Origin of the sequence: Streptomyces sp. NBC_00249 (genome assembly GCF_026342355.1) — a bacterium.
Classification (GTDB): Bacteria; Actinomycetota; Actinomycetes; order Streptomycetales; family Streptomycetaceae; genus Streptomyces.
Genome location: NZ_JAPEMV010000001.1, coordinates 889,458 through 913,670, shown reverse-complemented (window position 1 = coordinate 913,670; position 24,213 = coordinate 889,458). Strand labels below are relative to the sequence as shown.

Sequence of the window (24,213 nt, the reverse complement as noted above, 5' to 3'; positions counted from 1 at the left end):
TCCTGCGTACACCCGACACGCGTTACGAGCCCACGTACTCCCGCAGATGCCGCGCCGTCAGGGTGTCCGCCTCGGCGACCAGTCGGGCCGGTGTGCCCTCGAAGACCACCTGCCCGCCGTCGTGACCGCCGCCGGGGCCGATGTCGATCAGCCAGTCGGCGTGGGCCATGACCGCCTGGTGGTGTTCGATGACGATCACCGAGTTCCCGTCGTCGACCAGCCTGTCCAGCAGGGCGAGCAGTTTGTCCACGTCGGCCAGGTGCAGCCCGGTCGTCGGCTCGTCCAGGATGTACGTCGAGGACTTCTCCGCCATGCTGATGGCCAGTTTGAGCCGCTGCCGCTCACCGCCGGAGAGAGTGTTCAGCGGCTGCCCCAGCCGTACGTAGCCCAGCCCCACGTCCGCCAGCCGGCCCAGGACCGCCCTGGCCTGGCCGGTGGTGAAGAACTCGTACGCCTCGGCCACCGGCATGTCGAGGACCTCGCTGATGTTCTTGCCGCGCAGCCGGTACGTGAGCACCTCCGGCGTGAAACGCCGGCCCTCGCACTGTTCGCAGACCGAGGCCACCCCCGCCATCATCGCCAGATCCGTGTACACCAGCCCGAGGCCGTTGCACTTGGGGCAGGCGCCCTCCGAATTGGCGCTGAACAGGGCCGCCTTGACCCCGTTGGCCTTGGCGAAGGCCGTCCGTACCGGGTTCAGCAGCCCGGTGTACGTCGCCGGGTTGGACCGGCGGGAGCCGCGGATCGGCGACTGGTCGGCGACCACCACCCCGTCGCGTCCGGCCAGGTAGCCGTGGATCAGCGAGCTCTTCCCGGAACCCGCCACACCGGTGACCACCGCCAGGACGCCCAGAGGAACATCGACGTTGACCTCCTTCAGGTTGTGCAGGTCCGCGTCCTTGACCGACAGGTGCCCGCGCGGGGTGCGCACGGTCTCCCGCAGCCGTGCCCGGTGGCCAAGGTGGCGGCCGGTGAGGGTGCCCGAGGTGCGCAGCCCGGCCACGTCCCCGGCGTAGCAGAGCCGGCCGCCGGCGGTGCCCGCGCCGGGTCCGAGGTCCACGACGTGGTCGGCGATGGCGATGACCTCCGGCTTGTGCTCCACGACCAGCACCGTGTTGCCCTTGTCGCGCAGCCGCAGCAGGAGGTCGTTCATCCGCCGGATGTCGTGCGGGTGCAGGCCGGTGGTCGGCTCGTCGAAGACGTACGTGATGTCCGTGAGGGAGGAGCCGAGGTGGCGGACCATCTTGACCCGCTGGGCCTCGCCGCCCGACAGGGTGCCGGAGGGGCGGTCCAGGCTCAGGTAGCCGAGCCCGATCTCGACGAGGGAGCGCAGCAGGTCGCGCAGGTTCGCCAGGAGCGGTGCGACGCCCGGGTCGTCGATCCGGTCCAGGAAGGAGGCCAGGTCGCTGAGCTGCATCGCGGAGCAGTCGGCGATGTTCAGCCCGTCGATCCGCGAGGACAGGGCGGCGGCGGAGAGCCGGGTGCCGTCGCAGTCCGGGCAGTCGGTGAAGACCACGGCCCGGTCCACGAAGGCCCTCATGTGGGGCTGGAGGGACTCGCGGTCCTTGGCGAGCAGGGTACGGGTGATGCGGGTGATCAGGCCCTCGTAGGTGAAGTTGTTGGAGCCGACCTTCACCTTGACCGGTTCCTTGTGCAGGAAGTCGGCCCACTCCCGCTCGGTGAAGTCCTTCAGCTTCTTGTCGCGGGCGTAGAAGCCGGAGTTGGCCATGATCTGCCAGGGCCAGGAGTCCACGGGGAAACCCGGGACGGTGATGGCGCCCTCGTCGAGGGAGAGTTCGCGGTCGACGAGCTGGTCCACGGCGACGTCCGACACCTGGCCTATGCCCTCGCAGCGCGGGCACATGCCTTCGGGCGTGTTGAAGCTGAAGGCGGAGTGGGTGCCGATGTGCGGGGCGCCGAGCCGGGCGAAGACGATGCGCAGCATGGTCGAGGCGTCGGTGGCGGTGCCCACGGTGGAGCGTGAGCCGGCGCCCATGCGTTCCTGGTCGACGACGATGGCGGCGCTGAGGTTGTGCAGCGCGTCCACGTCGGGGCGGCCCAGGCTCGGCATGAACGACTGGACGAAGGCCGTGTACGTCTCGTTGATCATGCGCTGCGATTCGGCGGCGATGGTGCCGAACACGAGCGAGGACTTGCCGGAGCCGGAGACCCCGGTGAAGACGGTGAGGCGGCGCTTGGGGATGTCGAGGGAGACGTCCGCGAGGTTGTTCTCCCGTGCGCCCCGGACCTGGATGACCTGATGGCGGTCGGCGGGACTGCCGGAGGTCGTCGGGTCGTGCTGCATGCCGGGGATCTCCCTAGTTCTCGTCGCCGGTGGCGGCGACCCAGTCGACGAGCTGGACGAGGACACCGTTGGGGTCGGCGACCTGGAACAGGCGCTCGCCCCAGGGCTCCTCGCGGAGCTCCATGGCGATGGGGGCGCCCTCGGCGCGCAGCCGCTCGTACTCGCCGGGGAGGTCGGCCACGGTGAAGACGAGGATCAGCCCGGCGGCGTGCTCGTCGCGGAACCCCTCGGGCAGGACCTCCAGGCCGCGCCGCAGGAAGACCACCTGGGGGCCGTCGGGGTGGGCGAGCGAGACGAAGCCGTCGGCGGCCATGCTCTCGGTGTAGCCGAAGTGCCTGGACAGGAAGGCGGCGGAGGCGGGTACGTCGTCGACGGTCAGGGATATGGCGGCGGCGGTGATCTGCACGGAACTCCTCGCGATGGGGGTGTCTCGGGCTTACTTTATACATTGTACTCTATACGGTGTAGCTAGTTGTTTTCGTGAGCGGGAGGAACGGACATGGCGAAGGACCGGAGCGGTGCGGGCGACCCCGTCCGCACCCTGGAGCTGCTGTGGCGCGAGCCCGGACAGGAGCCGCCGTCCCGGCGGCGCGGCCCGAAGCAGGGGCTGAGCGTGGACGCCGTGGTCGACGCCGCGACCGCACTGGCCGACGCCGAGGGACTGGCCGCGCTGACCATGCGGGCCCTCGCTCAACGGCTCGGCGTCACCCCCATGACCGTGTACACGTACGTCCCCGGCAAGGCCGAGCTGCTCGACCTGATGCTCGACCAGGCCTACGGGCGCATGGCCCGCCGGGAGCCGGTCGCGGGGGAGCCCTGGCAGGCGGGCGTCACCCGGATCGCCGACGACAACCGGGACCTGCTCGTACGCCATCCCTGGATCGCGGACCTCGCCGTCACCCGCCCCCCGCTCGGCCCCGGGGTCATCGCGAAGTACGAGCACGAACTGGCGGCCTTCGAGGGCATCGGCCTCACGGACGCCGAGATGGACGCCGCCCTGACGCACCTCCTCGGCTTCGTCCACGCCAACGCCCTGGCCGCCGCCGACGCCGCCGCGCACAACAGCCGGCTCAGCGACGACGAGTGGTGGGCGGTCAGCGCGCCCCTGCTGGAACGAGCCATGGACCCCGAGCGCTACCCGCTCGCCGGCCGGGTCGGCAGCACGGTCGGCGCCTACGACCCGCAAGCCGTCTGGTCCTTCGGCCTGCGCTGCGTCCTGGACGGCCTGGCCCGGCTCCTCGAACCCCGACAGCTCTAGGCCCCCGGAAACTCGACGGCCCCTACGACCTGATCTACGACTCCGGCTGCTTCCACCACCTGCCGCCCCACCGCCGCGTCAGCTATCTCGCCCTGCTGGAGCGCGTCCTCGCCCCCGGCGGCCACCTCGCCCTCACCTGCTTCGCCGCGGGCGCCATGGGCTCCGAACTGTCCGACGCCGATCTCTACCGGCAGGGCGGCCTCGGCGGCGGGCTCGCCTACACACCCGAGTCCCTGCGCTGGATCTTCTCCGGGCTGGAGGAGGTCGAACTGCGCCGCATGCGCGACGAACCCGCCGACTCCCCCCACTTCGGCGAGCCCTTCCTCTGGACGGCCCTCTTCCGCCGCCCGGAGCGGGCGGACGGTCAGCGGTAGCCGGTGGTGTCCGCCGGGTGGCCGGGGTCCTGGACCTCGACCATGTACCGCCAGGCGTCCGGGCGGCTGCCGTCGAGGTCCGTGAAGCCGTAGACCCGGGCCAGCTGCCCGCTGGACAGCGACTGCCCGTTCCAGCGGGACACCTCCGGGTCGGCGGCGAGCGCCGCGACCGCGCGCCCGACGTAGGACGGGGTCTCGGAGATCGCGAAGTGCGGGACCTTCTCCAGGGCGTCCCGCCAGTTCGCCTCCGTCACCCCGAAGGCGTCGAGCATCATCTCCGAGCGCAGCCAGCCCGGCGTCAGCGCCACCGCCGTCGCCCCGCGCGGCCCCAGCTCGTGCCCGAGCGCGAACGCCATGCGCAGCACCGCCGACTTCGCGATGTCGTAGAAGAAGGAGACCCGGTAGCGGCTCGCGTTGTACTCGGCCGTCCCGTCCGTCATCTCCACCACGAGACCACCCGGCGTGCGCAGCAGCAGCGGCACCGCGAAATGGCTCGTGACGGCATGGGTGTCCACCGCGAGCCGCAGCAGCCGCAACCCCTTGTCCAGGTCGTGCTCCCAGACCGTGCTCTCCCACTCGAAGAGCCGCTCCCCGCCCCAGATGTCGTTCACCAGGACGTCGAGCCGGCCCTGCTCGGCGTCGATCCGCCCGACCAGTGCCTCCACCTGCTCGGGCACCAGATGGTCGGCGACCACCGCGATGCCCCGGCCGCCGGCCGCGGTGACCAGCTCGGCCGTCTCCTCGACCGTCTCCGGCCGGGCGTACTCCGAGGGCCGCCCGGCCGTGCTGCGCCCCGACACGTAGACCGTCGCGCCCCGGGCGCCCAACTGGACCGCGATGCCCCGGCCCGCACCCCGCGTGCCACCCGCCACCAGGGCGACCCTGCCTTCGAGGTCCCGCTCTGTTTCCGGCATGCCCCCGACCCTACGCCGGGCACGGCGGCGCGGGCCGGGGGACACGGAAGGGCGGCCCGGGTCAGAACCAGTTGACGGTGAGCGGGAAGGCGGCCGTGACGGTGGTGCCCGTGGCGTCGGTCGCGGTCGCGGTGATCTGGACCGTGCCGACGCTCCACGGCTTGCCGCTGATCCGGCCGGAGCCGGCGTCCACGGTCAGGCCGAAGGGCAGGCCGGTGGCTCCGTAGCGGACCGGGGCCGTTCCGCCGGTGGCGGTGAGCTGGACGGTGCAGGACTGGTTGAACTTGCAGGTCTGCGGTCCGGGGTCGGCCAGCTTCAGCCCACCCGGAGTGGGAGTGGGAGTGGGGGTCGGGGTGGGTGTCGGCGTCGGGGTCGGGGTCGGCGTGGGTGTCGGTGTCGGTGTCGGGGTCGGCGTGGTGGAGGTGGCGAAGACCTCGGTGATCGGCTGGACGTTCGCCGCGTTGCCCGCGTGCGTGGCCGTGCCGAACAGGTCCTCGAAGGTCCGCAGCAGGTGGTGGTGGTTGAAGGCCGTCGCGTACGTGCCCGTCTTCACGTTCGCCCCGTAGAAGACCGTGGCGATCTGGTTCGAGCCCAGGTAGTTGTCCTCGTCCCAGGTCAGCACCAGGAGGCTGTTGTTGGCCTTCGCCCACTGCGCGTACGCGTCGATGTTGTTCTTCGTCCAGGTGTCGCCCGTAGCCACCGAGCAGGAGTGCATGTCGTTGCACTGGTTGGGCACCACGAAGGACAGGCTGGGCAGCGCCGCGAAGTCGTTCTTCGGGAACTGCGCCCAGGTCTTGCCGGTGTTCAGCGGCACGTTCTTGAAGGCGAACCACGGATTGTGCTTCTGCGCGTACTGGCCGTTGGTGCAGGCCGTGGACCCCTCGGCGGGCAGGTCCTCGTTGTACGTCGCGAAGGTGCGGCCGGCCGCGATGAGTTCCTGCCCGAGGTTCGGGGCCGTCATCGACTGCGGGGTGTAGCAGCCGTCGCCCGTGATGCCCTGCGTGGCGCCCGAGAAGAGGTTGAAGTAGTTCGGCTGGCTGGGATGGGTCAGCGCCTTCATGCCGGTCAGGCTGGCCCCGCCCCGCGCCAGCTGGTTCACGTACGGGGCGTTCGCGCTGCCGATGATCTCGCCGTACTGCTTGTTCTCGTACACGACCACCACCACGTGGTCGTACGAGGGCAGGGCCGCGGCCGTCGCCGCCACTGCCGAAGGCGCCGCCGAACCACTGTCGGCGGCCTGGGAGTTGGCGACGGTGAAGGCGCCGAGCAGGCCGAGCGTGCCGAGCGCGGCCGCGAGCGCGGAGCGCCGCCTCCCGCCTCTGCCGCGGGGCCTCGGTGGTGATGTGGGCATGGCTGGTTCCTCCTTGGTGAACGGCGGCCCCGGTGGGCCGCCGACGTCATTCCTCGCGCCGGGCCGCACCGGCCACGGCGATGTTCAGGAACCGCGGCACGGGCCGCCCCCGGCCGCGGAAGTCCTCCGCGACCGCGGCCCGCACCGCCGTCAGCCGGGCCGCGGGCAGCAGCACCAGCACGCCCGGCCCCGGCAGCCGCCCCGGCTGCCAGGCGTTCAGGGCCCCCGCCCGGCGGGCCCGGTCCACGGCCCGGGCCACCTCGGCCGCCAGGCCCGGGTTCCCGGACGCCGCACCGGGCCCCGGGGCGCCGCGTACGGCCATGAGCACCAGCCGCGTTCCCGACGCCGCCGGGTCGAAGGGCACGTACCGCGGCTGCCCGGGGGCCGGGGCGGGCGCCGTCCGCAGGGCCTGCCCGGGCCGGGCGAAGAGCACCGCCCGGCGCAGCGCGTCGTCCCCGTCCGGCAGCGCCCCGGCCAGCAGCCGGGCCAGCCGCGCGCGGTCCGGCTCCCGCCCCGGCCCGCCGTGCGCGTCGGCCACGGCGAGGGCCGTCGCACAGTCGGCCGGCTCCGCCGTGGCCAGCCCGGCCGCCGCCGTGAGCGAGCCCTGCACGTGCAGGTCCGTCCCGCCGGAGCCGACCCCGGCCCGCGCGAGGGCCCGCAGCAGCGCGTACGGCCGTACGGCCCACGCGGGCGCGGCCGGCGGCGGCCCCGACGGGGTGAGCGGCAGGTCGCAGCTGTCCGCCGGGTGACCCAGGGAGCTGAGCCGCACGATGCCGTCGTCGCGCGGGGCCGCCGCCGCGGCCGTGGGCCAGCCGGCCGCCGCGACCAGCCCGGGGGAGTCCAGGCGGAAGGCGTACGGGGCACTCCACACGGCGGCGGGCGGCCGGCCGTGCGCGGCCTCCAGCGCGTGCGCGACGAGACGCACCAGCGGGTCGGCGGTGGCCCGCCCCGCGAGGTCCCGGCCGCCGCCGGCCGGCGCCGGCGCGGCGCCCGTCACGGGGCGTCCTTGCGGGCCAGCACCCGGTAGGCGTTCCCGCCGTCCGTACGCCGCGCCGCGACCGTACGCAGGGCGTCGAGCACCGCCGCGCCCGCGAAGCAGGGCAGCGCCGCCACCCGTACCACCGCCGCGAAGGCCCGCGCCCGGGCCGGGGCCGGGAGCCGGGGCGCCCAGGGCCGGCCGGGATCCGGAGCCAGCCGGGCCGCCGTGAGGGCGACCGCGCCGAAGAAGTCGTTGCCCTGGTGGGCCGGCCCGTGCTCCTCCGCGAGGACGGTGAACCCCCGGTCGGCCAGCGCCTCGCGCAGGTTCGCCGCGGGCACCAGGTGCTGGTGCTGCGGCTGGAACCAGGGCAGCCACGCCGGGCCGAGCAGCCGGGCCATCCGCGACTCCGGATCGGGCACCTCGACCGTCAGGTACCCGCCCGGGGCGAGGACGGCCGCCGCCGCGTCCAGTTCGGCCAGGGGGTCCCGGGTGTGCTCCAGGTAGTGGTACATGCTGACCACCTCGTACTGGCCCGCCAGCTTCGACGCCAGCTCCGGGAACTGACCCTGGTACCCGGTCTCCACCCAGCCCCGCCGCTCGGCGTCCCGGACCCCGTCGCCCATGTCCAGCCCGTCGAAGCGGGTCAGGGGCCACACGTCGCGGGCGGCGTTGCAGAAGTGGCCGTGCCCGGTGCCGACGTCCAGCCACGAGCGCGGCTCGCCGTACGGCGACAGCATCGCGGCGCGCGCCCGGTACGAGGCACCGAGCCGGCCGAACACCGTGCCCGCGCCCTCACCGCCCCGGCCGTCGTAGAAGTCGCGGTAGTAGAACTCCAGCCCCTCCGGGCTGAGGCGCGGGTTCTGGAAGACGTGCCCGCAGTCCCCGCACCGGTCCAGGGTGAAACGGCCCGGCTTGCCCTGGAGCAGGTCGGGAACCCGCACCCGGACGGCGAGGTGGCCGGAGCCGCACCAGGGGCAGTCCGGGCGGCGCGCCTCGAAGAACCGGTCCGTCCCGGCCGCCAGATCCTCCCGGTACGCGGCGACGCGGGCCGCGTCCGGCCCGGCCCGCCGGTCGCGGGCGGCCGCCGCGGCCGTACGCACGGCGGCGGCCAGGGCCAGCCCCGGCCGGGCGGCGGTGTCCCGGACCAGACCGGCCGGGCGCAGCGGGGAGCCCGGCCCGCGCAGGGCCAGCGCCGGCTGGAGCCAGTACAGCCCCGCCGCCGCGACCCCCCACCGGCCCTGGCGCAGCGCGACCCCGGCCAGCAGGGCCAGCCCGGCGAGCTGCGCGGCGGCCAGCGGCCCGGGCGGCAGCCCGTACGCCCGCAACTCGGCGACCCTCGCCTGCCCGGCACCTCGCGACCCCGGGCCGGGGGCTGCGGCCGTCCCGCAGCTCAAGCCGGGGGCGACGGCCAGACCGGTGGCCCCGGGGGCGTACTCCTTCAACCGCCGGGTGAGCGCGATCAGTTCCCCGGGCCCGGGCCGCCCCACCCGGCCGGGGTCCGTCCAGCGGGACTCCACCCGGTCGGCTTCTGCCCAGTCGGGCTCCGCCCGCCCCGGTCCGGCCGGCTCCCGTTCTCCCCGTTCCGGGTCCCAGGGGTCCCAGGGGGGTTCGAGGCCGGCCCGTGCGAGGACGTCCTCGGCCACCAGGACCGCGAAGCCGGCGCCGCGGCCCTCGCCCAGCCGGTCCTGCCGGTAGCGGGTGGGGTCGACCAGGCGCAGCAGGCCCAGGGCCCGTTCGGCGGGCAGGTCCCCCGGCAGCAGGTCCAGCACCCGCAGGCCCTCGCGGTCGGCGTGCGCGCAGGCGGCGAGGAAGGTGGCCGCGTCGGGTTCGACGCCCCGAGCGGTGAGCAGTCGCCAGCCGGCGGCGCGCGGGACGGTGCCGGGGGCGGCCCCGGCCAGGGGCAGCACCGGGATCGCCCGCAGCCGGCGCCCGGCGCGTACGGTGCCGGCGCCGAGCGCGGCCAGCAGCAGCGCGGAGGTCCAGCGGCCCCGGGGGAGCGGGAGCGGCGTACTGGGCGTCATGACAGCTTCTCCAACCGGTCGGCCGCGGCGGCGGCCCCGCCCGCCGCGGCGAACGATGCCTGTATGCGACGGGCGGCCCGGCGGGGGCCGGGCTCGTCCAGTACGGCGGTGAGCGCGTCGCGCAGCTCCTCCGCCCGGGTCCTGCCGAACCGCACCCGTACCCCGGCCCCGGCCTCGACGACCTGCCGGGCCACGATCGGCTGGTCGTCCCGGATCGGGGCGAGGACCAGCGGCAGCCCGTAGGCGAGGGCCTCGCAGACGGTGTTGTGGCCGGCGTGGCAGACCACCGCGTCCAGGTGCGGGAGCAACTCCAGCTGCGGGACCCGCTCCTGGAGCAGGACGTGCCCCGGTACGGTCCCGACCAGCGCGGCGGGCGCGGCGAGCACCAGCTGCACCTGCCCGGCGAGCCGTTCGGCGGCGCCCAGCACGGCGGCGTAGAAGCGGCCCCCGGCCTCCTGGTTGAGGGTGCCGAGCGACACCAGGACCCGCCGCCGGTCCGGGTCGAGCCGCTGCCAGGGGAACCCGGGCGTGGCCGGGCGGGCCCCGAAGGCCGGTCCGACGAACGCGTGGTGCGGCGGGAACGCGCCCTCCCCGCCCACGAGTTCGGGGGTGGAGAAGACGAGGACGAGCCGCTCCGAGAACCGCGGGTCCCAGCCGGTCCCCTCCGCCCCGGCCCCCGTCTCCCCGGCCCCCGTCTCCCCGAATTCCGCGAGCAGGCCGCCGATCTGCTGCGCCACCCACGCGCCGACCTTCGGGAAGTCCCCGAAGGGACGGGTCAGTTCGGCCGAGGTGCTGGCGGAGGTGGCCCACGGGATGCCCAGCCGCCGGGCGGCCAGCGGCCCGGCCAGGGCCTGCTGGTCGGCGACGAGCACGTCCGGCCCGAAGTCCCGTACGGCCCGTGTCACCCCCGGCACCATCGCCCGGGCCAGCGGGACCAGGGCTTCCTCCCACAGGAACCGCAGCGCCGCGACCCCGCGCAGGTCGCGCCAGCGGTCGTGCAGCGCCGTGTACCCGCCGCCGGGGCCGCCCTCCTCGCCGGCCGGCAGGATCCGGGAGTGCGCGGGCAGCAGCCGGGCGAGCGCTGAGGGGGGCCCGGTCCAGGCCACCTCGTGCCCCCGGGCGGCCAGTTCGGCGCCGACGGCCACCGTCGGATTGACGTGCCCGGCCAGCGGCGGCACCACGAACAGCACCCTCACCGGACCAGAGCTCCCGCCCGCGGCCGCGCCGCCTCCGGGACCGGGGCCGGGGTGGCGGCCGTCGCCTCCAGATGGGCGAGCACGGTCTCCCGTAGGACGCCGCTGTTCTCCTTCAGGACGTCGTGGCCCAGACCCGGCAGGATCCGCAGGGTGCCGTGCGGGGCGTGGCGTACCAGTTCCCGTGCCCCCGGCACGAGTTCGGAGTGTTCGCCGCAGACGGCCAGGACCGGGCAGCGCAGCCGGGCGTAGTCCGCGGGGGTGAAGGTGCGGCTCCCCGCGATGTCGTCGATGAGGCTGGTGCGGTTGAGGAGTTCGTCGGCGATGGAGGTGAGGTGGGCGGCCTTGCGCAGGCGCAGGGTGAGCAGCTCGGCCGGTACCGCGCTGTCCTCCAGGCTGAGGGCGGCCGCCGACAGGGTGTCCACCATGTTCTCCACCCAGGCCCCGCCCAGCGGCGGTTCGAGCAGGGTGAGCCCGGTGACGGCGTCGGGCCGGGCCAGGGCGGCGTGCAGGGCGAGCGTGCCGCCGTAACTGTTGCCGACCAGGTGGACCGGGCGCCCGCCCAGGTCCAGGGAGTCGAGCAGGGCGAACAGGTCGCGTACGGCGCTGCGGCTGTCGTAGCCGTCGGCCGGGCGCTGCGAACGGCCGTGCCCGCGCAGGTCGTAGAGCACGGCCTCGTGGCCGGCGCGGGCGACCGGAACGGCCAGGGGGCAGTAGAAGGAGGACAGGTTGTCGACGACCAGCCCGTGCAGGAACACGACGACGGGACGGTCGGGGCCGCAGGCCCCGGCGGTGGCCGGGAGCCGCTGGACGTGGAGGCGCAGGGAGCCCGCGAGGACGAAGGCCATGACGGGCTCAGCCGGCGGAGGCGGTCGAGGTGGCCGATGCCGGGGACGCCGCCGTGGCGGCGAGGGAGGCGTGCGTGACCCGGCCGATGTGGGTGACGAGTTCACCCACCGACATCGCCAGGATGGCGTCCATGTCCTTCTCCGCGAGGAACCCCATGAGGTCCACGCGGGCGCCGTAGCGGTGGTGGAGCAGCTCGGCGAGGGCGACGAACTCGATGCTCTCCAGCGCGAGGTCCTCGTTGAAGGTCGTCCTCATCGTGACCTCCTCCGCGAGGAGTTGGTCGTCTCCGACGACCTCCACGAGCATGCCGGTGATCTCCGCGAGGATGTCAGTTGCCATGACGGGTCTCCAGAAGGGGGAAGGAAGGGGAGGATGGTGTGCCGTCGGCGGTCCACGCCACGACGTGGTCGGCCGGGGCGGTGGTGAGCAGGCTCGTACGGACCGGGTACGGGCGGCCGTCGGGGGAGTGCACCACCAGCCCGGCGGCGTCCGGGCCGTCGGCGGACACCCGCCAGTCGCGCGGCCGGCCGCCGAGCCCCTGGCCCGCCGCCTTCGCGGCGGCCTCCTTGGCGCACCACAGGGCGGTGAGCGCGGCCGGGAGTACGGTGCCCTCGCGGGCGGCCAGTTCCTCGGCGAGCCGCAGCTCGCCCGGGCCGAGGGCGACACGGATCAGGGCGTCCGGGTCGGCGGTCACCGGCTCCACGTCGATGCCGACCGCGTGGACGGGGTGGGCGAGGGCGACCGCGATGCGGTCCTTGTGGGCGATCGTCAGCCGGAAGCCCCCGGCGAGCGGGCCCCCGGGGACGGGCCGGCCCGCCGCGTCGTTGCCGACCGGCACCTCCACCGGGAACACCGGGCCCGCGCCGCCGTCCCACAGCAGTTGCCGCAGCGCGTCCTTGGCCGCGATCCGGCCGAGCAGCCAGGGTGCGCGGGCGCGCGGCGACAGCCGTTCGTACACGGCCCGTTCGGGGGCGCCCAGGTAGCGGCGCATCACCAGCTCCTGGGAGGCGGGGTCGCTCCAGCGGCGTCGGGCCAACACCCAGCCCTCGGGGCGGGGTTCACCGATACCGCACACCTCCGGGGTGAACTTCATCGGCCAGACCCGCTCGTCGGCGCCGAACCGGCGGTACGTCCACCCCTCGATCCGGGCCCACACCTCCCCGCCGGCGCGCCGCAGTTCGAGGTCGCCGCGGACGGTGACCTCCTTCACCTCCCGGATCCGGGCAGCGGCGGAGACCAGTTCCCGCGGGGCGGGCGGGTGGCCGTAGAAGCGGACGCGGTCGACGGTGGCGGGGAACACCAGCCGGTCCACGGGCAGCCGCAGCTGCATCCAGTGCCCGAACAGCTGTCCGGCGGCGTCGAGCAGGGCCCCCGGGTCGGGCAGGGCCCGCAGTACCCCGTCGATGCCGTCGGAGCCGACCGTCCGCACCTCGTGGACCCCGGCGAAACGCGGGCCGTGGAACATCCACCGGTCCCGGTAGAGCGCCTCCGCGCTGACGGGGGCCGGCTCCGGATCGCGCAGTGCGGCGGCGGCGGGCGCGGGCGCGGCCCCGTACGCCTCCCCGAGCAGCACGACCACCGAGGCGTACTCCCCGAGCCCGACCCGGACCCGGCCGGGCCCCTCGGCACGCACGGTGAACCCGACCTCGACGGGCGGCTCGACGGCCAGCCAGCGCAGGGCCCGCACGTCCTCGTACCCGACGACGACGAGCCCGGGCGCGGCGCCGCGCAGCGCCGTCTCGGCGGCCAGCTCCAGCATGGTGGTCATGGGCACGACGGGGAACCGGTCGGAGTCCTCGGCCCAGCCGTCGGGCTGCAGGTACACGCAGTGGTCCCGTACGTAGGGCAGCGCGGCCAACGAAACCCGCCGGAGCCCCGCCCCCGCGCCGCTCCCTTCGGAACCGGCCCTGGTGGCGCTTCCCGGGCTCGTTCCGGGCCCTGCTGCGGCGAGGGCCGGTCCGGCGGCGGGACCGGGCGTCGGGGCCGGCACGCTCGGCGGGTGTACGGACGACCAGGCGGCGGTGATGCTCCGGGCGGCCGCGTCGGTGTCCGCGAGGACCGTGTCCAGGGCGGACAGCAGGACCGGCCGGGCGCCGGCTGCCGGCGGCCGCGTCGGTGCCGGAGCCAGGAGACCGCCGAGGGCGGCCCGGGCCCGCACCCCCAGGCTGACCAGCGGGGAACCCAGGTCGAGGGGCACGCCGGGCCGGGCGCCGGAGCCCCGGGCGCCGTCGCGGGCGGCGACCGGCGGCCGTACGCCGTGCCCCGGGTCCGCACCGGGGGGCTGCGGTGTCGGCGGGGTGGTCAGGAGGTGCCAGTGGGGGGTGTGGCCCTCCGTCCAGAGGGCGGCGCAGGTGCGGGTCAGGGCCGCCAGGCCCGTGAGGCGGGGGGAGGAGGTGGACACCGCCAGGTGCGGGCGGTCGCGCAAGGTGTCCTCGACGAACCCCGGCAGGCTGCCGGGGCCCAGCGTCACGAAGCCGCGTACGCCCTCGTCCTCGTACAGCCGCAGGACCAGCTCGCGGAACCGGACCGGTTCCAGGAGGTGACGGACCACCAGGTCACGTACCTCCTGCGGTTCGGACGGGAACGGCGCACACGTCGTCGCCGACCAGACGGGCACGGCGCCGGCCTGCGGCGGCAGCCGGTCGAAGGCGGCCCGGACCTGCCCGAGGTACGGCTCCCACATCGGGGTGTGGAACCCCGAACGGAACGGCAGCTCCCGCCCGATGATCCCCTCGCCGCGCAACCGCGCGACCACGGTGGCCACTTGCTGCGGCTCACCGCACACCACCGACTGGTGGGGGCAGTTGTCGTGGCTGACGACCACCCGGTCCAGGCCGTGCAGCGCGGCCTCGGCCCGCGCCGCCCCGCAGCCCAGCGCCGCGTACACGAGGTCGGGGACCCGCAGGGTGCCCGGCCGCAGCGAGCCGAGGAACGCGTCGGCCGCCTCCTGCGGATACATTCCGGCGGCCACCATCGCCGCCCACTCGCCGAGGCTGTGCCCCGCCAGTACGTCGGCCCCGATGCCGAGCGCGGGCAGCGCCCGCGCGAAGAACCGGCCCGTCGCGACGGCGTCCAGCGCCCGCTCCACCAGCGACCCGCCCCCCGTCAGCCGGGGCGCCTCCAGCGCGAGCTGCCGCGCCACGTCGTCCACCACCGGAGCGAACTCCGGCTCCAGGCCCGGGAAGAGGAACGCCAGGCGGCCGCCCGGCGGGCGCGGCGCGAACCACACGTCCCCGCGCCCGCGCCAGGCCCGCCCCCGCCCCACCACCTTCGCGGCCAGCGCGAGGCGCTGCGGCGTCGGCCCGACCACTGCGACCCGGCAGGGCCCGTCGCCTCCGGAGGCCGGGGATCCGGCCGCCAGCCGGGCCGACAGCTCCGCCACGCTGTCCGCCGCCAGCAGCAGGACCTCCTCCCGCGCCCCGCCCGCCCCCGGCTCCGGCGTCGGCCCGACCGCTACGGCCGTCGCCCCCAGCGGCAGGAACCGCCGGACCGGGGCCGTGGGGCGGGCGGCCGCCGGCGCCTCCTCCAGCACCACGTGCGCGTTGATCCCGCCGAAGCCGAACGCGTTCACCCCGGCCCGGCGGGGCGCGGGCCCCCGCTCCCAGGGCCGCGCCGCCGTCACGGGCCGCATCCGGGTCCTGGCCAGGTCCGGGTGCGGCTCCTCCAGGTGCAGGGTGGGCGGCAGCACCCCCTCGTAGACGGCGAGGGCGGCCTTGATCAGCCCCGCCATCCCGGACGCCTGCATGGTGTGCCCCAGCATCGACTTCACGGAGCCGAACCCGATCCCGCCGGATCCCGCCCCTGGCGGCCCGAACACCTGGGCCAGGGTGTCCAGTTCGGCGACGTCCCCGACCGGTGTTCCCGTACCGTGCGCCTCCAGAAGCCCCAGCGCGCCCGGCTCGCGCGGATCCAGCCCCGACTCGCGCCAGGCCCGTTCGAGGGCCCGTACCTGCCCGGCGACGAGCGGGCTCATCAGGCTCGCCGCGCGGCCGTCCCCGGCGACACCCGTCCCGCGGATCACCGCGTAGATCCGGTCGCCGTCGCGTTCCGCGTCAGCCAGCCGCTTCAGCAGCACCACACCGGTGCCCTCGGACAGCAGGGTGCCGTCGGCGCGCCGGTCGAAGGGCCGGATCCGCTCGGTCGGGCTCAGCGCCCGCAGCTGCGTGAACACGCTCCACAGCGTCGCGATGTGGCAGTGGTGCACCGCCCCCGCGACCACCGCGTCGCAGCGGCCGCCCGCCAGCAGCCCCACCGCCTGGTCCACCGCCAGCAGGGAGGAGGCGCACGCGGCGTCCAGGGTGTAGGCCGGGCCGCGGAAGTCGAGCCGGTTCGCGGTCCGGGCAGCCGTGAAACTCGGCACCAGCCCGATCGAGGCGTCCGGCCGCTCCGGGCCCAGCGCCTCCTGGAACGCCGAACGCACCTCCGCGATCCGCCGCTCACCCAACTCCGGCGCCAGCTCCCGCAGGGTCTGCGCCAACTGATGGGCCGTACGCACCCGTTGGTCCAGCCGGGCGGTGGCCACCCCCATGAACCCGCCGCGCCCCAGCACCACCCCGATCCGGGAACGGTCGGCCGGCAGCCGGTCCTCACCGCCCGCGTCCGCCACCGCCTCGGCCGTCGCGTGCAGAGCCAGCATCTGGTCCGGTTCGGCACCCTCCACCGCGGCCGGCATGATCCCGAACCGGGTCGGGTCGAAGGCCGTCAGCCCGTCGACGAAGCCACCGCGCCGGCAGTAGAAACGGTCGCCCGCGGCGGGACCAGTCGCGGCGTCCGGGTCGTAGTACACCTCGGGATCCCAGCGCCCCGGCGGCACGTCACCGATCGAGTCCGTGCCGGCCAGCAGGTTGCGCCGGTAGGCGGCCAGATCGGCGGCCCCCGGGAACACCGCGCCCATGCCCACGATCGCCGCGTCCGTCGGGCGCGGTCCGCGCCGCGCGCGCCCGCGGCGCGGTCCGGGTTCACTCATCGCCGGTGCCTTCCCCTGCCATCACGACCACCTGTACGTCGTCCCCGTACGCCAGTTCGTCCAGGAAGGCGGCTGTGCCCGCCTCCGGTGCGATGAGCGGGATCCCGCGCCGCGCGTACGCCCGCTCCAGCTCGGGGGTGACCATCCCGCCCGACTCCGCCGCCCAGGGACCCCAGTCGACGGCCAGCACCCGGCCCGGGAAGGACTCCGCCCAGGCGTGCGCGAGAGTGTCGAGGGCGTCGTTGGCGGCCGCGTAGTCGCTCTGGCCGCGGTTGCCGTACACCCCGGCGACACTGCCGAACAGGGCCAGGAAGCGGGGCGCGGGCCCCGCCCCGTGCTCGGCCGCCGCCGCGGCCAGGTGCCGGGCCCCGGCCACCTTGGTGGTGAACACCTCGGCGAAGTCCGCCGGTTGCTTGTCGCGCAGCAGCCCGTCACGCAGCACGCCCGCGCCGTGCACGATGCCGTCCAGCCGGCCGTGCCGGGTCCGTACGTCGGCCACCAGGGCCCGCACGGCCCGCTCGTCGGTGACGTCCGCGCAGTGGTAGCGGACCGAGGCCGCCGCCGCGGTGAGGGCCCCCAGTGTGGCCCGCACCTCCCGCCCGGCGAGGATCCGCGAAGCGGCCGCCTCGATCTCGGCGGGGGTGCGCAGCCCGGCCCCGATCAGCGCGGCACGCAGCGCGACCCGGTCCTGGGCCTGCCCGAACTCGTCGGCCCCGGACGGAGGTTGCGGCGTACGGCCGACCAGCTCGATATGGCAGCCGGTGGCGCGGGCGAGCGCGAGCGCGGTCCGGGCGGTGATACCGCGGGCCCCGCCCGTCAACAGCACCACCGAGCCCGCGTCGAGCGGCAGTCCTCCGCCCGAGCCGGTCAGGGCGGCGGGCACCGCCTGCCGGGAGACCCGGACGCCCTCAGCGGTGTACGCAACGGAGGCGAACTCCTGCGCGGTCTCGGCCGGTTGGCAGCACAGCTCGGACAGGAGCTGCGCCGCGATCCGCTCGGGGTCTTCCTTGGGGTGGACGCCGACCGCACGGATCAGCGCCCCCGGGAACTCGAGGGCCGCGCTGCGCGCGAAGCCGTGCAGGCCGGCACCGGGGATGCCGGGCGCGGTGACCAGCAGGAGACGGCGCGTCCCGCCGGACAGGGCGCGGCGCAGCCCGGGGAACGCCTCGGGCAGCACCGGGTCGGCCTCGGCCGCCGCCCGCAGCGCGGACAGGTCGACGATCCCGTCGAAGCCGTCCCGCGCCGCGGGGAGGACCTCCGCCTCGGCCCCCAGGCCGCGCAGGGCCCCGCCGAGGGCCGGGGCGACACCCTGACCGTCCTCGACGATCCCGATCCGCAAGCCCCGCAGCACGCCCGGATCCCCGTCGGCGGGCCCCACGGGCAACGTCTCCACCCGCAGCCGCGCGAGCGGTCGCGGCGCGGCGCCCGTCACGTCCGGCCGCGCCGGCACCGTCGCCAGGTCCGGCCGCGCCGGCCCGGCCGGCACCGTGGCGACGTCCGGCTGCGCCGGCCCGGCAGGCGCGCGGGACGTCACCCAGTCCACGATCCCGCGCAGGGTCTTGATCCGGGACAGCTCCTCCACCGCGGACTCGGTGGACCCGTCCGCGCCCTGGGGGAGCCCGATCCGGTCGGCCAGCGCCCCGATGATCTCGACGCGCTTGATGGAGTCGATCGACAGGTCCGCCTCCAGGTCCAGGGCGGGGTCGAGCATGTCGAGCGGATACCCGGTCCGGGTGTGCACGATCTCCAGCACCGCGTCCATCACGGCCTCGGCGGACAGCACGGCGACACCTGCGTCGCCGGAAGCTGCGGTACCGGAGCCCGGAGCCCGGGAGGCGGCGCCGGTGAAGGCGCCCGCACCCGGATCCGAGGGCCCGCCACCCGCGCCCGCAGCCCCCGGCCCGGTGCCCGTGCCCCGGGCCGAGGCAGAGGACCACGGATCGGCGCCCGTCCGGGAGCCCTCACCCGCAGCCCAGGCGGCGGCGCCTGCGTAGGCATCCGCGCCCGCAGCCGTTCCCGGCACGGACGGGGCACCTTCCGGACCTGGCCCCCCGCCCGCCACTGCCCAGCCACTCCGGCCGGCGCCCGCCCCCAGCGCCCCGGCCCCCGTACCGTCAGGCCCGGAAGCCCAGGCGACGTCGACGGCCTGCCGGGCCCGCCCTGCGGCCCACGCCGCATCCGGCGTCCCGGCGGGGGCCGTCCAGCGGCCCAGGTAGCCGAGCAGTACGTCCCGCTGCGCCTGTACGAGTTCACGGGCGCCCCGGAGGTACTCGAGCACCACCTCCTCCCGCCCATCACCCCCCACGAGGAACGCGGGCACCCCGTCGCCACCGAACCTCGCGCCCGCACCTGTGGCGGCACCGGCTGCCGGTGGACCGCTGAAGGGGGTGCCCGGCCCGGAGGGCGCACCGCCACCGAAGCCGCCGCCTGCACCCGCGGCCGTACCGGCCGTCGGCATGCCGGCGAAGGCTGCGCCCGGGCCCGCGGCCCAACCGTCGTCGGGTGCGCCTCCGGACACGGCGCCTGCGGCGGCGGCTCCGGTTGCCGGTGGGCCGTTGAACGGTGTGTCCGGTCCGGCAGGCGTACCGCCACCCCCCGCACCGCCGAAGGCGCGGCCCGGCCCGGCATGCGCACTGCCCGCCGGCACGCTGCCGGTGCCCGCGACCGCCCCCCGGTCCGGGGTGGAAGGTGACGGCAGGGCGATCCGGCGGGGCGGGTGGAGGCCGCCCGGGAGGGGGGTGCCGTCGGCGGTGCGGACCAGGTGGCCGTCCACCAGCCAGCCCGGCCGGCGGGGCGCGCGGTCCGGGAGGCGGGAGGTACGGCCCCGGAACAGGGCCTCCGGCTCCAACGGCACGCCCGCCGCCGCCAGTTCCGCGAGCGCCGTCACCAGCCGGACGAGCCCGTGCTCGCCCGGCACGTCCAGCGGGACCACCGTGTGCGGCCGGCCGTGCAGGATCCGGCCGACCAGCCCGCTCAGCACCCGGCCCGGCCCGGCCTCCACGAAGGTACGCACCCCGGCCGCGTACATGGCCTCCACCTGCTCCACGAACCGTACGGGCTGCGCGAGCTGACGGGCCAGCAGGTCCCGTACCTCCCCCGCGTCCCCCGGGTACGGCGCGGCCGTCGTGTTCGACCAGACCGGGACGGCGGCGTCGGCCAGCGCCGTCCCGGCCAGCTCCTCGGCGAGCGCGTCGGCCGCCCCCGCCACCACCCCGCTGTGGAACGCGCAGGCGACGGGGATCGGCTCCGCCGACAGGCCCGCCTCCCGCAGCGCGGCCACCGCCGAGGCCACCGCGGCGTCCGGGCCCGAGATCACGCACTGCCGGGGCGCGTTGTGGTTGGCGACCACGCACCCGGCCCGCTCCGCGATCTCCCGTACCTCCTCCGGCGGCGCGGACACCGCCGCCATCGTCCCCGGCTCCGCCCCGGCGGCGGCCACGATCGCCGCGGCGCGGCGCGCGCTCAGCCGCAGCAGGCTCCCGGTGCCGTACACCCCGGCCGCCCACAGCGCGGTGAGCTCCCCGTACGAGTGCCCGGCGACGCAGTCCGGCCGTACCCCGACCCGGCCCAGCAGCAGGTGCGCCGCGGCCCCCGCCAGCCCCAGGGCGGGCTGGGCGACCCGGGTGTCGGTGACCGCCGCCCGCTGCGCCGCCCGCGCCCCCGCGGTGAAGGCCGCGGGCGGGAACACCGCCCGGACCACCGCCCGCGGCGCCGTGTCCAGGAGCTCCCGCAGCGCGGGGAACGCCGTGAACAACTCACCCAGCATTCCCGTACGTTGGCTGCCCTGCCCCGGGAACAGGAACGCCACCCGCCCCGGATCGGCCGCCTCGTCCCGTACGTGGACCCCCGCGCCGGGCGTGAAGGCCCGGGCCTGCTCCAGCCGGGCCGCCAGCTCGTCCAGGCCGCGGGCCACCACCGCCACCCGGACCGGGCCGCCGCCGGCGGCCGTCTCCGCCGCGAGGTCGCGCAGGGTCCACGGCCGTCCGGCGGTGTCGTTCTCCTCCAGTCGCGCCGCGAGCCGCGCCATCGCCCGGCCCGCCGCGCGCCGGTCCTCACCGCGGAAGCAGAACAGTTCGGCGGGCCACTCCTCCAGGCCGTGCCGTGGCTCCTCGGAGCCTCCGTAACCGGCCAGCACCGCGTGGTAGTTGGTGCCGCCGAAGCCGAACGCGCTCACCCCGGCGACGCGCCGCGCGGCGGGCACCGCCCACGGCCGGGCCTCGGCGTCGAAGGAGAAGGGGCTGCTCTCCTCCTCCCAGACCGGGTTCGGCGTGTCGATGTGCAGGGTCGGCGGCCGCACCCCCGCGTGCACCGCCCGGGCGGCCTTGATCAGCCCGGCCAGGCCGGCCGCGCACTTGGTGTGCCCGAGCTGCGATTTCACCGAGCCCAGTGCGCACGAGCCCGGGGCCGCTCCGGCCTCCGTGAACAGCTCGCTCAGGACGGCCAGTTCGGTGCCGTCGCCGACGGCCGTGCCCGTCCCGTGGGCCTCGACGAGTCCGACGTCGGCGGGGGAGATCCCGGCCCGCGCGTACGCCCGGTCCAGCGCCCGGCGCTGTCCTTCGGGCCGGGGCGCGGTCAGGCCGAGCGAGCGGCCGTCGCTGGCCGCGCCGACCGCCTTGACCACGGCGTACACGCGGTCGCCGGCGCGCTCCGCGTCCGCGAGCCGCTTCAGTACGAGTACGCCCACGCCCTCGCCGAGCGCGATCCCGTCGGCGGCCGCGTCGAAGGGCCGGCAGCGCCCCCCGGGCGACAGGGCGCGCACCGAGGAGAACATCAGGTAGTCGTTGATCCCGTTGTGCACGTCGGCGCCCCCGCACAGCACCATGTCACTGTCGCCGTCGCGCAGTTGACGGCAGGCCAGGTCCAGCGCGGCGAGGGAGGAGGCGCAGGCGGCGTCGACCGTGCAGTTCGCACCGCCCAGGTCGAGCCGGTTGGCGACGCGGCCGGCGATGACGTTGGCGAGGATGCCGGGGAAGGAGTCCTCGGTGAGCCGGGGCAGTTGCTCGTCCAGGGCGGCCGGGAGGGCGCCCAGGTAGGACGGGAGCAGCGCCCGCAGCCCGTACGCGCCCGCCAGCTCGGTACCGGCCTCCGCGCCGAAGACCACCGAGGTGCGGGAGCGGTCGAAGGTCCGGTCGCTGTCGTAGCCCGCGTCCGCGAGGGCCCGCGCGGAGATCTCCAGGGCCAGCAGCTGCACCGGTTCGATCCCGGCCAGCGAGGTGGGCGGGATGCCGTGCGCGAGGGCGTCGAAGGGAACGGGCGGCAGGAACCCGCCCCAGCGGGAGGGGGTGCGCTCCCCGGCGCGGGCCGGGTCGGGGTCGTAGTAGAGGTCCGGGTCCCAGCGTTCGGCCGGTACCTCGGTCACGGCGTCGGCACCGGCCAGGATCCGCGCCCAGTAGGAGGCGAGGTCGGGGGCGCCGGGGTAGGCGCAGGCCATGCCGACGACGGCGACGTCGAGCGGGTCGGCCACTTCCCCGCCGGCGCCCGCAGCCGCGTCCACAGCGGCGTCCACAGTCGGCTCCGCCCCCGCGAACTCCGCCGCCCGCCGCTCCAGCCGGTCCGCGGCCCCCGCCGTGACCTCGGTGTGCAGCTCCGCGACCGTCGTGGTGCCGGACCGCAGCGTCGCGGCCTGCCCCAGCATGAACAGCCCCTCCGCGTACTGCTGTTCCTCGGCCACCGCCTCGAGTCCGGCGTCGCCGGAACCCCGCCGCAGACCCTTGCTGGCGATCCGCAGCCGCCCCAGGTTGAGCAGCTCCAGCTCCTCCCACACGGCGCGCGGCTCGGCGCCGCTGTCCGTCAGCCGGCGCCGGGTCTCCTCGAAGGCCCGCGCGTACGGGGTGGCGGCGCAGCGGGTGGCGTGCCCGGGAGCGGTGTGCAGCAGCACCGTGTCCGAGCACTCCACGGCCGCCCGCTGGAAGCGCGGCAGCACCGCGCCCGCCGCCACAGCCTCCTGCGTGAACAGGTAGGCGGTGCCCATCAGTACGCCGATCCGGGCGCCCTTCGCGGCCAGCGGCGCGGCGGCCGCCACCGCCATCGCGGCGGACCGGCCGTCGTGGATGCCGCCCGCGAACAGCACGTCCAGTGCCTCCGGTTCGGGGCAGGACAGCAGCCGCTCGATCTGTTCCTCCCACAGCGGGAAGGAGGCGCGGGGCCCGACGTGCCCGCCGCACTCGTGGCCCTCGAACACGAACCGCCGTGCCCCCTCGGCGAGATACCGCTCCAGCAGCCCCGGCGAGGGCACGTGCAGATGGGTCCGGGTCCCGGCGGCCTCCAGCGGGGCCGCCTGCGCCGGGGTCCCGCCCGCCACGATCGCGTGGGGCGGCCGGAACTCGGCCACGGCCGCGAGCTGTTCGCGGCGCAGCTCGGGCGGGGCGAAGCCGAGCAGGCCCACGCCCCAGGGCCGTTCCCCGAGCCGTTCGGCGGTCTCCGCGAGGAGCGTGCGTACGTCCGGGCCGGCCATCACGGCGAGCGCCAGGTACGGCACCCCGCCCTCGGCGGCGACCGCTTCGGCGAAGGCCGCCTGGTCGCTGACCCGGGTCATGGGACCCTGGGCGACGGCGAGCGGCCGCCCGAGCGGCCGGTCCCGTACGGCGGCCGCGAGGTGCCCGGCCACGGCCTCCCGTACGGCCTGGAGCACCCCGCCCGTGGTCCGGTACCGGGCGGCGAGCCGGGCCGCCGAGGCCCCGTCCTGGCCGACGGGCAGCAGCTGCGTGTGCAGGTCGCGGGCGCCGAGCAGGCCCGCGACCGGCCCCTCGGGTCCCTTCGCGCCGGGCCGGGCGTACACCCGGTGGCCGTCGAGCAGCCGGGTCTCGGAGCCGTCCATCGCCCGTAGTGCCGTGACGACTTCGGCGGGCAGGTCCGGCTCCCCCTCGCGGGTCAGGGCGAGTTGGGCGTCGAGGACCACCCCGGCGGCCCCGCCCGCGACGGCCGCGGCCGCCGTGTGGAGCCCGATCCCGCCGCAGGCCCGTACGGGCACCCCCGCGCCGGGGCCGGCGAGGAGCTGCTGGAGCAGGACGAAGGTGGTGGCCCCGCCCACCCGGCCGGCTCCCTCGTGCCCCTTGGCCACCAGCGCCCCCGCCCCGGCGTCCACGGCCGCCCGGGCCTCCGCCGGGCTGGTCACCTCGGCCCACACCCGGGGCCGCCCGGCCGCCCCGGCCCAGGCGGCCACCGCCCCCGCGGTGTGCGCGGCCGGGTCCGCGAGCAGCACCGTGTCCACCTCGGCCGGCAGTTCCTGCGGCCCCACCGGGCAGCCGGCGGGGACGCGCACCCCGTACGGGCGCCCGTCCAGCCGGCGGACCAGCTCCGCGAGCCCGCGCCGGGCGGCGTCCGGATCCCGGCCGAGGTCGAGCAGCCCGAGGGCCCCGGCGCGCTCGGCGGCGGCCACGATGCCCGGGTTCGGCTCCTCGAACGGGCTGACGGCGACGACCAGTTCGCGGGTTCCGGCGGACCGGGAGGGCCGTGCGGTCACGGTCAGGGTCGCGGTCGCGGGCGGGGGCACGGGCCGGGGCAGGGGCGGGGTCACCGACGGGTCCACGGACGGGGTCACGGACAGGGTCACGGACGCTCCTCTTCCAGTGCTGTGTGACATGGCGCAGTACGGGGCGGAAGAACGGGGGAGTACGGCGGGCAGGGGGCCCGCGGTACGGGGAGAGCGGGGCGTGCGGCGGTGCGCGCACCGGCCGGGCGGACCGCCGGAGGTGACGGTCTGATTGAACAGTGATCAAACTCACTGGCGCCGCGATGCATCGTGCGGTGGCCGCCCCGCACTGTCAACAGGCATGCGGAGTACGTCAGTCAGCCCGCCCGTCCCTCCCGGTGGCCCGAAATCCGCCCACCTGCAGGCCCGCAGCACGCGCCGCCCGGGCCGTCGGCCTGCGGCGATGCCCGCCCGGACGGGCGGGGAACGGCGCCCCGGCCCGCCGGCCGGACCCGCGGGGGCGCATGCCGTACCGGCATGTCTCGTCGCCCAAGCGGTATGAACGCCGCTCCAGATGGGCACGGTTGTTCAC

At 76.1% G+C, this 24,213-nt stretch carries 12 protein-coding genes and 1 pseudogene; 2 read left to right on the top strand and 11 right to left on the bottom strand.

The features are described from left to right. Positions 1 to 22: 22 nt before the first annotated feature. Positions 23 to 2,305 carry an excinuclease ABC subunit UvrA gene (locus tag OOK31_RS04020; RefSeq protein ID WP_267010920.1) on the bottom strand — a complete coding sequence of 761 codons (2,283 nt, stop codon included), beginning with the start codon at positions 2,303 to 2,305 and terminating at the stop codon, positions 23 to 25. 13 nt (positions 2,306 to 2,318) lie between these two features. Then, a complete protein-coding gene (locus OOK31_RS04015) occupies positions 2,319 to 2,711 on the bottom strand; it encodes a VOC family protein (RefSeq protein WP_267010919.1) in 393 nt (130 codons plus the stop codon). Positions 2,712 to 2,804: 93 nt separating this feature from the next. Between OOK31_RS04015 and OOK31_RS04010 the strand changes: the two genes are divergently transcribed. Both OOK31_RS04010 and OOK31_RS04005 read left to right on the top strand, forming a co-directional pair. After that, positions 2,805 to 3,563 carry a TetR/AcrR family transcriptional regulator gene (locus tag OOK31_RS04010; RefSeq protein ID WP_267010918.1) on the top strand — a complete coding sequence of 253 codons (759 nt, stop codon included), beginning with the start codon at positions 2,805 to 2,807 and terminating at the stop codon, positions 3,561 to 3,563. A gap of 17 nt (positions 3,564 to 3,580) precedes the next feature. Continuing rightward, positions 3,581 to 3,937 (top strand): annotated as a pseudogene (locus tag OOK31_RS04005) (class I SAM-dependent methyltransferase); the annotation flags it as partial. Here OOK31_RS04005 and OOK31_RS04000 read toward each other — a convergent pair. From OOK31_RS04000 to OOK31_RS03955, 9 genes are all read right to left on the bottom strand, one after another. Next, entirely contained in the window at positions 3,928 to 4,851 is a 924-nt protein-coding gene (locus OOK31_RS04000) for an SDR family oxidoreductase (RefSeq protein WP_267010917.1), read from the bottom strand. The pseudogene OOK31_RS04005 and the gene OOK31_RS04000 sit on opposite strands and share 10 nt — an antisense overlap. Before the next feature lie 61 nt (positions 4,852 to 4,912). Continuing rightward, positions 4,913 to 6,202 (bottom strand): alkaline phosphatase family protein, encoded by a 1,290-nt coding sequence (locus OOK31_RS03990; RefSeq protein WP_323188177.1) that lies wholly within the window; start codon positions 6,200 to 6,202, stop codon positions 4,913 to 4,915. A 46-nt stretch (positions 6,203 to 6,248) separates the two neighbouring features. Continuing rightward, on the bottom strand, positions 6,249 to 7,199 hold the full coding sequence (locus OOK31_RS03985; RefSeq protein WP_267010916.1) for a galactokinase: 951 nt from the start codon (positions 7,197 to 7,199) through the stop codon (positions 6,249 to 6,251). Further along, a complete protein-coding gene (locus OOK31_RS03980) occupies positions 7,196 to 9,202 on the bottom strand; it encodes a class I SAM-dependent methyltransferase (protein WP_267010915.1) in 2,007 nt (668 codons plus the stop codon). Before OOK31_RS03980 ends, OOK31_RS03985 begins: the two co-directional genes overlap by 4 nt. Then, on the bottom strand, positions 9,199 to 10,392 hold the full coding sequence (locus OOK31_RS03975) for a glycosyltransferase (RefSeq protein WP_267011826.1): 1,194 nt from the start codon (positions 10,390 to 10,392) through the stop codon (positions 9,199 to 9,201). The genes OOK31_RS03980 and OOK31_RS03975 overlap by 4 nt, the downstream gene beginning before the upstream one ends. A gap of 2 nt (positions 10,393 to 10,394) precedes the next feature. After that, the gene (locus OOK31_RS03970; protein WP_267010914.1) at positions 10,395 to 11,243 is read right to left on the bottom strand and encodes an alpha/beta fold hydrolase; all 849 of its coding nucleotides are present in this window, start codon (positions 11,241 to 11,243) and stop codon (positions 10,395 to 10,397) included. A 7-nt stretch (positions 11,244 to 11,250) separates the two neighbouring features. Next, positions 11,251 to 11,583 (bottom strand): acyl carrier protein, encoded by a 333-nt coding sequence (locus OOK31_RS03965; RefSeq protein ID WP_267010913.1) that lies wholly within the window; start codon positions 11,581 to 11,583, stop codon positions 11,251 to 11,253. Beyond that, positions 11,573 to 16,210, bottom strand: coding sequence for a type I polyketide synthase (locus OOK31_RS03960; RefSeq protein ID WP_267010912.1), 4,638 nt, complete (start codon positions 16,208 to 16,210; stop codon positions 11,573 to 11,575). The genes OOK31_RS03965 and OOK31_RS03960 overlap by 11 nt, the downstream gene beginning before the upstream one ends. Continuing rightward, on the bottom strand, positions 16,203 to 23,672 hold the full coding sequence (locus OOK31_RS03955; protein ID WP_323188195.1) for an SDR family NAD(P)-dependent oxidoreductase: 7,470 nt from the start codon (positions 23,670 to 23,672) through the stop codon (positions 16,203 to 16,205). The genes OOK31_RS03960 and OOK31_RS03955 overlap by 8 nt, the downstream gene beginning before the upstream one ends. Positions 23,673 to 24,213: the final 541 nt, after the last annotated feature.

What these genes read in the sequence shown, in the direction of transcription:
- OOK31_RS04020 (WP_267010920.1), bottom strand. Translation starts at nt 2,305, where the DNA reads ATGCAGCACGACCCGACGACCTCCGGCAGTCCCGCCGACCGCCATCAG.
- OOK31_RS04010 (WP_267010918.1), top strand. Translation starts at nt 2,805, where the DNA reads ATGGCGAAGGACCGGAGCGGTGCGGGCGACCCCGTCCGCACCCTGGAG.
- OOK31_RS04000 (WP_267010917.1), bottom strand. Translation starts at nt 4,851, where the DNA reads ATGCCGGAAACAGAGCGGGACCTCGAAGGCAGGGTCGCCCTGGTGGCG.
- OOK31_RS03990 (WP_323188177.1), bottom strand. Translation starts at nt 6,202, where the DNA reads ATGCCCACATCACCACCGAGGCCCCGCGGCAGAGGCGGGAGGCGGCGC.
- OOK31_RS03980 (WP_267010915.1), bottom strand. Translation starts at nt 9,202, where the DNA reads ATGACGCCCAGTACGCCGCTCCCGCTCCCCCGGGGCCGCTGGACCTCC.
- OOK31_RS03970 (WP_267010914.1), bottom strand. Translation starts at nt 11,243, where the DNA reads ATGGCCTTCGTCCTCGCGGGCTCCCTGCGCCTCCACGTCCAGCGGCTC.
- OOK31_RS03965 (WP_267010913.1), bottom strand. Translation starts at nt 11,583, where the DNA reads ATGGCAACTGACATCCTCGCGGAGATCACCGGCATGCTCGTGGAGGTC.
- OOK31_RS03960 (WP_267010912.1), bottom strand. Translation starts at nt 16,210, where the DNA reads ATGAGTGAACCCGGACCGCGCCGCGGGCGCGCGCGGCGCGGACCGCGC.